Source organism: Marinobacter lacisalsi (assembly GCF_042651045.1).
GTDB lineage: Bacteria > Pseudomonadota > Gammaproteobacteria > Pseudomonadales > Oleiphilaceae > Marinobacter > Marinobacter lacisalsi.
Map to the genome: position 1 here is coordinate 125,690 of NZ_JBHSDI010000063.1, position 11,219 is coordinate 136,908.

Annotated in this window: 8 protein-coding genes; 5 read left to right on the forward strand and 3 right to left on the reverse strand. The window is 59.1% G+C overall.

Going from position 1 to position 11,219, the window contains the following annotated elements; all coding sequences use genetic code 11:
- Positions 1-86: 86 nt before the first annotated feature.
- Both ACFOZ5_RS19000 and ACFOZ5_RS19005 read left to right on the forward strand, forming a co-directional pair.
- Positions 87-1,691: a tetrathionate reductase family octaheme c-type cytochrome gene (locus tag ACFOZ5_RS19000; RefSeq protein ID WP_379890326.1), complete on the forward strand. Its 1,605-nt coding sequence runs from the start codon at positions 87-89 to the stop codon at positions 1,689-1,691.
- Entirely contained in the window at positions 1,688-2,287 is a 600-nt protein-coding gene (locus tag ACFOZ5_RS19005) for a cytochrome b/b6 domain-containing protein (RefSeq protein WP_379890328.1), read from the forward strand. Before ACFOZ5_RS19000 ends, ACFOZ5_RS19005 begins: the two co-directional genes overlap by 4 nt.
- Before the next feature lie 38 nt (positions 2,288-2,325).
- Here the strand turns inward: ACFOZ5_RS19005 and ACFOZ5_RS19010 are convergent, their stop codons facing one another.
- Positions 2,326-3,570 (reverse strand): acyl-CoA dehydrogenase family protein, encoded by a 1,245-nt coding sequence (locus ACFOZ5_RS19010; RefSeq protein ID WP_379890346.1) that lies wholly within the window; start codon positions 3,568-3,570, stop codon positions 2,326-2,328.
- 107 nt (positions 3,571-3,677) lie between these two features.
- A complete protein-coding gene (locus ACFOZ5_RS19015; protein ID WP_379890330.1) occupies positions 3,678-5,402 on the reverse strand; it encodes a class I adenylate-forming enzyme family protein in 1,725 nt (574 codons plus the stop codon).
- Positions 5,403-5,726: 324 nt separating this feature from the next.
- Between ACFOZ5_RS19015 and ACFOZ5_RS19020 the strand changes: the two genes are divergently transcribed.
- From ACFOZ5_RS19020 to ACFOZ5_RS19030, 3 genes are all read left to right on the forward strand, one after another.
- Positions 5,727-6,929, forward strand: coding sequence for a TAXI family TRAP transporter solute-binding subunit (locus ACFOZ5_RS19020; RefSeq protein WP_379890332.1), 1,203 nt, complete (start codon positions 5,727-5,729; stop codon positions 6,927-6,929).
- A 93-nt stretch (positions 6,930-7,022) separates the two neighbouring features.
- Positions 7,023-8,951 carry a TRAP transporter permease gene (locus ACFOZ5_RS19025; protein WP_379890334.1) on the forward strand — a complete coding sequence of 643 codons (1,929 nt, stop codon included), beginning with the start codon at positions 7,023-7,025 and terminating at the stop codon, positions 8,949-8,951.
- 82 nt (positions 8,952-9,033) lie between these two features.
- The gene (locus tag ACFOZ5_RS19030) at positions 9,034-10,215 is read left to right on the forward strand and encodes a TAXI family TRAP transporter solute-binding subunit (protein ID WP_379890336.1); all 1,182 of its coding nucleotides are present in this window, start codon (positions 9,034-9,036) and stop codon (positions 10,213-10,215) included.
- An 82-nt stretch (positions 10,216-10,297) separates the two neighbouring features.
- Here the strand turns inward: ACFOZ5_RS19030 and ACFOZ5_RS19035 are convergent, their stop codons facing one another.
- Positions 10,298-10,993: a TetR/AcrR family transcriptional regulator gene (locus ACFOZ5_RS19035; RefSeq protein ID WP_379890338.1), complete on the reverse strand. Its 696-nt coding sequence runs from the start codon at positions 10,991-10,993 to the stop codon at positions 10,298-10,300.
- Positions 10,994-11,219 lie beyond the last annotated feature (226 nt).

The following is an 11,219-nucleotide window of genomic DNA, read 5'->3' on the forward strand; positions in this document are numbered from 1 at the left end:
ACGTCAGACCTGCCTTGCGTGAAAGAATGACAGACGGGGCATAAGGTAGTCGCACCGGAGAAATCAGCAGCTTGAAGGAGGGCGTCATGGAATCTCGCAAATCGGGGGTCTGCAAGGGCTCGCTTTCTATGCTACTGGTTTTGCTCGTGGTAACGGCAAGCCCCTTGGCAATAGGGGCGGAGCGGTCGCCTCCCACCGCAGACCATAGCAAGTTCGAGGCCCTGCAGGGGCCTTTCAGCAGTGCGCAGGAAGTGACGGAAGCCTGCCTGGGCTGCCATAACCAGGCCGCCAATCAGATCCGCGAAACCACCCACTGGACCTGGACCTACGAACACCCGGAAACCGGCCAGGAACTGGGCAAGCGGAACGTGATCAACAGTTTCTGTGGCATGGTGGTGACCAATGAGCCCCGCTGTACCTCCTGTCACGTCGGCTATGGCTGGACTGATATGAACCAGCCGCCGCCGTCTGAAGATGCTGCAGTTGACTGCCTGATCTGCCATGACACCACCGGGGACTACTGGAAGTTTCCCACCCTTGCGGGCCTGCCTACTGACAAGCCCAGGGAGTGGCCCAGCGGCAGCGGCAAGATGGTGAACCCCCCGGACTTGCCCCACATTGCCCAGAACGTGGGTGCCAGTGACCGCCAGAATTGTGGCAGCTGCCACTTCTATGGTGGTGGCGGTGACGGCGTGAAACACGGCGACCTGGATTCGTCCCTGGTGAATCCGCCGCGCTCGCTGGATGTGCATATGTCTCCGGACGGGCTGGACTTCGCTTGTGCCGATTGTCACTCCACCTGGGGACACAATGTCTCCGGTAGCCGGTATCAGGTTAACGCGAAGGATACGCTCGGCATTGATGTGCCGGGCCATACTGACCTCAGCCGTGCGAGCTGCGAGTCCTGCCATGGCTTTGAACCCCATGACCAGCCCAAGCTTAACGACCATGTCGATACGCTGGCCTGTCAGACCTGCCACGTACCCGAGTTCGCCCGGGGCGGTGTACCCACCAAGATGTGGTGGGACTGGTCAACGGCCGGGCGGCTGGACGATGACGGCAAGCCCATCACCGAGTATGACGACAGCGGCCATGTCAGCTATCTCAGCACCAAGGGTGATTTTCGCCACGAGGAAAACGTGGTGCCCCATTACGCGTGGTTCGATGGCACCGTGGAGTACACGCTGCTGGAAGATGAGTTGGATCTTTACAGTGAGCCCATCGAGATCAATCGCATTGACGGCAGTCCCGACGACCCTGCTTCCCGCATCTGGCCCTTCAAGCTGATGCGGGGCAAGCAGCCATTCGATACTCAGCTCAATACATTACTGGTCACCCATGTATTCGGTGCGGATGACAGCTCGTTATGGAGTAATTTCAACTGGCCTAACGCGCTTGAAGCGGGCAGTGAGATGTCCGGTCGTCCTTTCAGCGGTGAATACGATTTTGTGGAAACCAGGATGTACTGGCCCATAACCCACATGGTGGCGCCCACTGAACAGGCCCTGAGTTGTGGTTCCTGCCATGGCACGGAAAGTCGCCTGGCCGGCATTGGTGGCATCTACATGCCCGGGCACAGCGGTAATGTATGGCTTGACCGTGTCGGCTGGCTGGCGGTGGTGGTAACGCTGCTGGGAGTACTGGCACACATCCTTGCCAGGGTTATCTTCAGGGGGAGGAAGCACTCATGAGCCGGGTGATGATCTACAAACGCTTCGAACGCTTCTGGCACTGGTGTCAGGCATTACTGATCTTCACGCTGCTGTTCACCGGTTTCGAGATTCACGGCAGTTACTCGGTACTGGGATTCGGTGATGCAACACAGGTGCATACACTGGCAGCCTGGGCGTTGATCGTAATGTGGCTGTTTGCCATTTTCTGGCACTTCACCACCGGCGAGTGGCGGCAGTACATCCCGACCCGCAACGGCCTGTTTGCGGTGATCCATTACTACCTGGTCGGCACGTTCACGGGAGCGGAGCATCCCTATCGGAAAACCACCCGGGCAAAGCATAACCCGTTGCAGCGGCTGGCCTACCTGTTCTTCAAGCTGGTGATATCACCGGTGATCTGGGGTTCGGGGCTACTGTATCTCTTCTACGCTGACTGGCCCGGGATGCTGGCGGGTACACTGGAGCTGGAATGGATTGCACTGATCCACACTGCGGCGGCCTTTGCCATGCTGGTGTTCATTATTGCCCATGTGTACATGACTACCATGGGACACACCCTGACCAGTCATATCCGGCCGATGGTGACCGGATATGACGATATTGATGATAGCTGAAGGCCCCGGCAAGCGGCCGGGGCGCCAGGTGGATGGCGTTACTCGAGGCGGCGGTAGGGGTCCTGGTTATAGGCCTTTACCTCGGCCCGGGCGACCACGTTATGGTGAACTTCATCCGGCCCGTCCGCCAGTCTCAGGGTGCGCTGCTTGGTATACATATCCGGCAGTGCTGACCACTGGCTGACGCCGGTGGCGCCGTGGATCTGGATAGCCTCGTCGATAATCTTGCAGACCTTCTCCGGCACCATGGCCTTGACCATGGAGACCCAGATGCGGGCTTCCTTGTTGCCAAGCACGTCCATCGCCTTGGCGGCCTTGAGGACCATCATGCGCATGGCTTCGATCTCGATCCGCGCTCGGGAAATGGTTTCCATGTTCTTGCCCAGGTCCAGGATCGGGCGACCGAAGGCTTCACGGCTCTGGCCGCGTTCGATCATCATGTCCAGCGCTTTCTCGGCGGCGCCGATGGAGCGCATACAGTGGTGGATGCGGCCCGGGCCCAGACGCAGCTGTGAAATCTCGAAACCGCGGCCTTCACCCCACAGGATGTTCTCTTTCGGGACCCGCACATTGTCCAGTTTGATGTGCATGTGGCCATGGGGGGCATCGTCGTGGCCGAACACGTGCATGGGGCCGACGACGGTCAGGCCCGGAGCATCCATGGGCACCAGGATCTGGGACTGCTGACGCCAGGCTTCGGCATCCGGACTGGTCTTGACCATACAGATCATGATCTTGCAGCGGGGATCACCGGCGCCGGAAATGTAGTACTTTTCGCCGTTGATGACCCACTCGTCGCCTTCCAGTACCGCGCTGGTTTCAATATTGCGAGCGTCCGAAGAGGCCACATGGGGCTCGGTCATACCGAAGCAAGAGCGGATCTTGCCTTCCAGCAGGGGTTTAAGCCACTGCTCTTTCTGCTCGGGGGTACCGACCCGTTCCAGTACTTCCATGTTGCCGGTGTCCGGCGCGGAGCAGTTGAGGGTCTCCGAGGCCAGGGGGTTCTTGCCCAGTTCCACCGCCAGGTAGGCGTAGTCCAGGTTGGACAGACCTTCACCGGTTTCGGCGTTGGGCAGGAAGAAGTTCCACAACCCCGCCTCCTTGGCTTTCTGCTTGGCGCCCTCGAGCAGCTCAAGCTGACCGGGGACGTAGCTGAAGCGGTCTGCGCGGCCTTCGCCGAGGCGTTCGAATTCTTCCAGGATGGGATCGACGTTGTCACGGATATGTTGCTTGACGGCCTCCAGCAATGGCCGGGATTTTTCCGACATGGTGAGGTCGTTCATTTCTGCTGGCGTGGTAGTGCTGTCCACGTGGGCTTCTCCTTGTTGTAGTGAGCTTTCCAGACTCGGGGGTTGAGGGTACTTTCCGACAGTCGACGGATTGCCGGCTGTTATTCTTCGTCCAGGTTCTGGCAGAGCCGCTGGAGTGTCTTGCGGTCCAGTTTGTCGGTTCCGCCACGGGGCAATGGGTCGTGCCAGAACCAGATCCGGTCCGGCACCTTGAAAGCTGCCAGGCGTTGCTTCAGGAAGGCGCTGATGTCGGTCTGGTCGGCGTGGCTGTCCTCGTGCAGGTAAACAGCGGCGCCCACCGTTTCACCCAGGCGTTCATCAGGCACGGGGAAGACGCAGGCCTCGGCGATAGCCGGGTGCTGGTGCAGGGCGCCTTCCACCTCCAGACAGGAGATGTTTTCACCGCCCCGGATAATGATGCTTTTCTTGCGATCCACAATATAGATCAGGCCGGACTCTTCCACACGGGCCAGATCGCCGGTATACAGCCAGCCATCCTTGAGGGTGTCACGGGTCTCTTCCGGCAGGTTCAGGTAGCCCCGCATGTTGGCAGGACTGCGAACCGTCAGCTCGCCAACCTCACCCGTGGACACTTGGTTGCCGGTGGCATCGACAATCCGCATCTCCTGAAGGGGTGGGGTCAGCCGGCCGGCGGCATCCGGGTTGTCCACATATTCAGGCCCGGACAGCAGTATTCCCAGTGAGTTGGTCTCGGTCATGCCCCAGCCGGTGGCGATGCTCGCCTTCGGGAACTGGCTGGCGAGCTGCAATACCTGGGTAGCAGGGCGTTTGGCACCGCCCGCACCAATGGTTTCCAGTGAATCCAGGGAATACTCCAGCTTCTCGGCCGCCTGGATCAGCTCGGCCGACTGGGTGGGTACGCCCACAAAACGAGTGATCTGCTCCCGTTGAATAATCCCCGCAGCCTCTTCGGCGTTCCACTTGTACATCAACACCAGCTTGGCGCCCAGAGCCAGACCCTGCAGGAACACGGAATGCAGGGCGGTCACATGGAACAGGGGAGTAACCACCAGAAAAGCCGGGACCTCGGCCTGGTCCGCGGCAGCCTGGGGGTCCATGAGAGCGGCCACTTCTTTGCCCATTCTCCAGGAGTGTACCGACGAAATGGCACCGCGATGAGTGAGTAGCACGCCTTTGGGGCGACCCGAGGAGCCGGATGAGTACATCACCGCGAAGTCATCGTCCGGGGCGATGGAAACATCCGGCCAGCTGTCGTCGAGGGACCGGCTGAGCAGTTCGGCGTACTGCAGAGGGCTGTTCGCGTCGCGAACGCCGACCAGGGTGACGGATCGCTCGTCGATGTGGGGGCATAGTGCCAGGTACCGGTCGCCGTCGGCGAACACCAGGTGAACATCACTGTCGCTGATGGCAAAGGCCAGTTCCTCGCCGGACCACCAGGCGTTCAGTGGCACGACGACCGCACCGACGGACACGATGGCCATCAACAGGACCGGCATTTCCGGGTAGTTCCTCATGGCAAGGGCAACCCGATCACCGGGCTGGACAGACAGTTCCGACACCAGCATATGGGCGGTGCGGTTCACCTCAGAGGCGAACTGACTGGCGCTCCACCGTTGCTCACCGTAGACCAGCAACTCCCGATCCGGATAGTTGCCTGCCGCCTCCTGCAGCAACGTGCGCAGATTGTCCGGTGCATTGGCAAAAACCGTGAATGGGGTTCCCCACAAGGTAGTCTGGGCGATCGCGAAGCGAGGGTCGGTGTTGACGACGTGATTGATGGCTTCATCCCGTGACATGGGAGATGTGAGAGAGGTCGAAGCCATCGGCTTGCTGTTCGGAGTCATTATGGGAACACCCGGCTTTTCATTGGTTATTATCCTGACGCTTGTCAGGGAACGCTAAGTCGCGCGCGGCCCTCCTGTCAAGATTTATAACTTGAGGAACGGATAAGGCGAATTGAGGTCACATTGAGTATTGACCAATATAGGGTGATCTTCTAGCCTGACACCTGTCAGGATGTGAAAAGATGCCATTGGCAAAAAATGCCGTGGCGTCGTTCCGGTGCTGACAAAGGTTCAGGAAAAATCCGGAATATGCATTTAATAACAACCGGTTGAGAAGTTTTTCATTCGTTGAGATAACAACAAGAGTCCTACGGAGACCCAATCATGCGTAGCTTTAGCACTCCCCGTTTTCCCCGTTCAATGCTTTCCATGGCAACAGCTCTGGCCATTGGCTTCACTGCCAGTGCGGTCCAGGCCGAAGACTATGACCTGCCGCGTCTTCTGGTTATCGGTACGCCAGGAACGTCCAGTGGCAGCTTTGCTTCCACCAATGGCTGGGCGCCCGTGCTCCAGAACGAAACCGGCACTGTGGCCCGTATAGTGCCTGAAGACAGCGAAACCCAGCGGTACCGCCGGCTCACTGATCGCCGGGACATCACCATGAGTTCGGTCTCGGCTGCTGAAATGCGATTCCAGGTGGAAGGTATCGGCGCCTACGCGGGCGCGAAACCCGTGGCCCAGCGTGTGGTCTGGCATCACAACGACACGCCCTGGGGCTTTGTGGTCGCCGGCGACTCTGACATTAAAACCATGGAGGATCTCAAGAAGGGCGGGGTACGGGTTGCCCAGGGTGCATTCTCTCCGCCCATGACCACTGCGGTTCAGGAAGCCTTGCCGGCCTACCTGGGGCTCTCGGATCAACAGACCGATGAGCTGCTGGAGTTTGTTCCCGCCAGCAGTTACGTCGAGAACTGTCGCTCTGTGGTGGAAGGTAAGGCCGACGTCGCCTACTGCGCCCCGATCAGTTCCGTGCTGTCGGAAATGGAGGGTGCCCCTGGCGGTATCCGTTGGCTGAACATGGATCTCGACAACAAGGAAGCCTGGGACGGATTCCTTGAATACCGGCCAATGGTGGTTCCTACCGAAATCAGTATGGGCGTCTCAACCGCCAAAGGTGTAGACGGCCTGGCCTCGAACTTCCTGTACGCCGCTCCCGCCGATGCCGATGAGGATTTTGCCTACAACATGGCAAAGTGGTTCCACAAGAGCTTCGACGACTACAAGGACACCCATGGGCTGGCAACCCGCATGGACGTGGAAATCTTCCGTGACTATCTCGACCGGTCACCGCTGCCCGTTCATGCCGGAACCGTTCGTTACCTGAAGGAAATCGACGTCTGGACCGAGCAGGATGAAGCCTGGAACCAGGAAGCCATTGCCAAAATGGACCGGTGGATCGAGGCGCGTCAGGCTGCCCTGAAAGAGGCCCGGGACAAGCGGGTAGAGGCCAGTCATAACAATGAGGAATTCATGGCGATCTTCAACAAGCACACCGAAGGTCTGGAAAGCTTCCGTTCACGCCTGTAATTACTTTCGTGTCGAGCCGGGGCGGGAGCTTGTTTTCCGCCCCGGGCCGCATCGGCTTACATATACCCTTGAGACCCACAAGAACCGATTCGTATGACTCATTCATCAGCGGTGGACAATACGTCTCCGGCGGCTGGCTCTGAAGTCACCCGTCTTGGCGACAAGTATTCCTGGCAAAGCATTGTCTTCGTCGTTCTCAGTATCTGCGGATTGCTGGCCGGGCTGGCCTACATCTTCGGCTTCACATGGAATGGTACACGACTACTGGAAGGCGAGTATTACTGGGCCTTTATCGGCTTTTTTGCTGCCGCGGCCTTCATAGCACTTCCGGCCCGCAAGGGTCAGACGAAAATCCCGTTCTACGACATGATCGCCGTGGTCGTGGTGCTGGCCATCAGTTTCTACTTTGCCATGAATGCCTGGGACATGGTGCAGGCCGGCTGGAGCAACCTCTACCTGGGGATTGTGGTCTGGTTGCTGATGATGGAACTGGCCCGTCGCAGTGGCGGTATACCCTTCCTGCTGGTGGTGCTGTTGCTGGGTACCTATCCGCTGGTGGCTGACTACTTCCCGGGTCTGTTGATGGGCATTCCCTACGAGTTCGAGTACATGATCGAGGCCCACGTCTTCCGGGCAGAAGGCATGATGGGGATTACCACCAAGATCGTGGCCGAAATCATTCTGGGCTTCCTGGTGTTTGCCGGCGTGTTGCTGACCACGGGTGCCGGGAATTTCTTTATTGACCTCGCCAACGCCAGTTTCGGTCGTTACCGGGGCGGGCCGGCCAAGGTGGCCGTGGTGGCCAGCGGCTTCATGGGCAGCCTGTCGGGCTCTGTGTTTTCCAACATTGCGGGCACCGGGTCCATCACCATTCCGACCATGAAACGTGTGGGCTATCCGGCCCACTATGCCGGCGCTATCGAGGCCTGCGCTTCCATGGGGGGTGCCGTGATGCCGCCGGTCATGGGTGCCATCGCTTTCGTCATGGCGATCACCATCGGCGTGGACTACGCCACCATCATGATCGCGGCCATCCTGCCGTCGCTGCTGTTCTATTTCGGCCTGCTCCTGCAGGTAGATGCCTACGCGGCCCGCACGGGCATGGAGGGCCTGCCGAAAGACCAGTTGCCTTCTGTCCGCAAGGTGCTGATGAAGGGCTGGCCGTTCCTGTCGGTCATGGTCTTCCTGATCTGGGGGCTGCTGTATATGCGCTGGGAGTATTACACCCCCTGGTATGCCTGCCTGCTGATGATCGGGCTGTCCTTCCTGCAGAAGGGTACCCGGATGACCCCGAGCAGGCTTTTTGATGCCACCCGGCAGATTGGTGTTCTGGTCACCCAGACCGCAGCCATCATCCTGCCTATTGCCTTCGTGGTCAGTGCTCTCACGATTACCGGCGTAACCGGCTCGGTAACCTCCGGTCTGGTTACACTCGGTGGCGGCAACCTTTACCTGATTATTTTCTTCGGGGTTCTGGCCTGTTTCATCATGGGCATGGCGGGGCTGGCCATCGTGGCCTATATCTTCCTGGCGGTCACCCTGGCACCAGCCATTATCAAGGTGGGTGGCCTTGATACCATCGCGGTGCATTTCTTCATTATCTACTATGCCATGTTGTCTGCCATCACCCCGCCGGTGGGCGCAGCGGCATTCCTGGCCGGCACCATCGCCGGCGCCAAACCCATGAGGACATGCTTCACCGCCATGCGCCTGGGTGTGGTGATCTACTTCATCCCGCTGTTCTTCCTGTTCCAGCCAGCGCTGGTGCTCCAGGGGGACCTGACGCCGCTGCTGTATGTGCTGCCGTCAATCATCATTGGCATCATGATGATCTCCGGTGGGCTCGAAGGTTACCTGCTGGGGGCCGGTAAAGTGCCCGGGCTGGCTCGTATGCCGCTGCTGGCGGTGGGCTTCGCCTTCAGCTTCCCGGGTTTCTGGACCACGATCATCAGTGGCGCCCTGGCGATACTGCTGGTGGCTTATGTCTGGAAGGAGAACCGTAACGGCCCGGTCTTAGCCTGAAGGGCGGGGCGGCAGCTCAGGAGAGCGCTGTCGCCCCTTTCAATAAACCAATAAGAACAACACACACTGTGGAGGAACAACTATGAAACGTCGTTTTCTTGCGCCCGCATTGCTGAGTCTTGGCGTGGCGATGGGGTCAGCCGGAGTCCAGGCCAACAACGATGCGTTGCCCCGGCTTCTGGTGATCGGCACCCCCGGCACCCAGACCGGCAGTTTCGCGTCTACCAATGGCTGGGCTGCCATCTACCAGGACCAGACCGACAAGGCGGCCCGCATTGTGCCGGAAGACAGCGAAATGCAGCGCTACAAGCGCCTGACCGAACGTCGGGACATTACCCTGAGCTCGGTCACCGCCGCCGAAATGCGTTACCAGATTGAGGGTATCGACGGCTACGCGAGCACCAAACCCGTGGCCCAGCGCATGATATGGCACCACAATGACACGCCCTGGGGCTTCGTGGTGTCGGGCGATTCAGACCTGGAAACCATGGAGGATCTCAAGTCCGGCGACGTCAAGGTTGCCCAGGGGGTCTTCTCTCCCCCCATGACCACCACGGTGCGCAAGGCCATGCCTGCGTTCCTGGGGCTGAGCCCGGAGGAAGCGGAGGAAACCTTCGATTACGTACCGGCCAGCAGTTACGTGGAGAATTGCCGTTCCGTGGTTGAGGGCAAGGCGGATGTCGCCTGGTGCTCGCCGATCAGTTCGGTCCTGTCCGAAATGGAAGGCGCCCCGGGCGGCATCCGCTGGCTGCCTATGGACCTGGATAACCAAGAGGGCTGGGAAGGTTTTATGGAGTATTCCCCGATGTCCATTCCTGCCGAAATCACCTTCGGGGTTTCCACGGCCAAGGGGGTGGATGGTCTGACCTCCAACTTCATCTACGCATCACCGGCTGATGCCGATGCGGACTTCGCCTACACCCTGGCCAAGTGGTTCCATGAGTCCTATGACGATTATAAGGGTACCCATCCGCTGGCAACCCGCATGAGTCTCGATGTGTTCAGGGATTATATGGACCGGTCATCCGTTCCTGTGCATGAAGGTACCGTCCGCTACCTGAAAGAAATCGGCGAATGGACGGAAGAGGACGAAGCGGCCAACCAGGCATCCATCGAGAAAATGGATCGGTGGATCGAGGCCCGCAAGGCGGCCCTGGAAGAAGCCAGGGACAAGAGGATTGTTCCTGATGCCGACAATGAAGAGTTCATGGCAATCTTCAATAGGCACACGGAAGGTCTGGAAGGCTTCAGTTCCCGGCTTTAAGTCGGTAGTGTCGCGAGCCTCCGCCTCTGGGCGGGGGTTCGCAGCGGCCCCATTTCGTTTCCCCGCCCGCCAAGCTACCCCGCTACGTCGACGAAGCGCCCTCCGTGTTAGAACTGGCCAGTTGTTCGACCATCGCATTGACGCCCGCCGCCACGGCACTGACGATCTGCTCCTGGGTCAGGTCCTGATGAAGCCAGTCCCGCATGGGGCCAAAGCCGGCCAGATAGATAATCAGGTTGGCAATCACGTCAACACGGTAGTCGTCCGCCGGCAGCGCCGTACGTATGCGTAGCTTGTCGGCAAGCGCGTGGATGACCATTTCATCCCGCCGTCGCATGGCTTTGCGGTCTGCCTTCTGCAAGTGAGGCACGGTTCGGTAGGCAAGCAGGGTGCCCTTGCGCTTCTTGCTCCAGGATTCTGTCAGATAGAGCGCGACCAGCTGTTCAAAGGTGGCGCTTTCCGGCTGGTTTTCCAGTAACTCATCCAGGTTTGGTGCCCCGGAGCGAAACCAGAGCTTGTTCAGCAGCCGCCGCAGGATGTCGTTCTTGTTGGCAATGTAGTCGTAGATGCTGGCCTGGTTGACCCCGGAGCGGGCACAGATGTCGCGAATCGTGGTAGAGGCGAAACCCTTCTGCAGGAAAAGCTCAAGGGCGGCGTCGCAGATCTGGTCACGACGCTGTTCTACCAGTGACGTGTTCTGGATGCCGTCGACCGGGGCTTCGACCAGTTCTTCCGGGAGTTTCCTGATGGCATGCTTGTCGGTTTTTTTATTATTCATTGGCTGCCTGTAGCGGTAATTTTGGTGAGCACTTTCAAATCCTGACAAGTGTCAGCTTACCACAGGCGGCACCCCCGAAACCAAAAAAGGCCAACCCCGAAAGGTTGGCCTTTTTTGATTTTCTGTCCCGTCCTGAAATACGTTGTCATCTGGAGAATGAGCAGATGGGCAACGATACTCCCACCCGGAAGAAGCGCACGCAGCGTGATTACAACCTGGGCTTTAA

Bases quoted from the DNA above. Each gene is read 5' to 3' on its own strand.
- ACFOZ5_RS19025 (WP_379890334.1), top strand. From the start codon at position 7,023: ATGACTCATTCATCAGCGGTGGACAATACGTCTCCGGCGGCTGGCTCT.
- ACFOZ5_RS19005 (WP_379890328.1), top strand. From the start codon at position 1,688: ATGAGCCGGGTGATGATCTACAAACGCTTCGAACGCTTCTGGCACTGG.
- ACFOZ5_RS19020 (WP_379890332.1), top strand. From the start codon at position 5,727: ATGCGTAGCTTTAGCACTCCCCGTTTTCCCCGTTCAATGCTTTCCATG.
- ACFOZ5_RS19015 (WP_379890330.1), bottom strand. From the start codon at position 5,402: ATGACTCCGAACAGCAAGCCGATGGCTTCGACCTCTCTCACATCTCCC.
- ACFOZ5_RS19035 (WP_379890338.1), bottom strand. From the start codon at position 10,993: ATGAATAATAAAAAAACCGACAAGCATGCCATCAGGAAACTCCCGGAA.
- ACFOZ5_RS19030 (WP_379890336.1), top strand. From the start codon at position 9,034: ATGAAACGTCGTTTTCTTGCGCCCGCATTGCTGAGTCTTGGCGTGGCG.
- ACFOZ5_RS19010 (WP_379890346.1), bottom strand. From the start codon at position 3,570: ATGAACGACCTCACCATGTCGGAAAAATCCCGGCCATTGCTGGAGGCC.
- ACFOZ5_RS19000 (WP_379890326.1), top strand. From the start codon at position 87: ATGGAATCTCGCAAATCGGGGGTCTGCAAGGGCTCGCTTTCTATGCTA.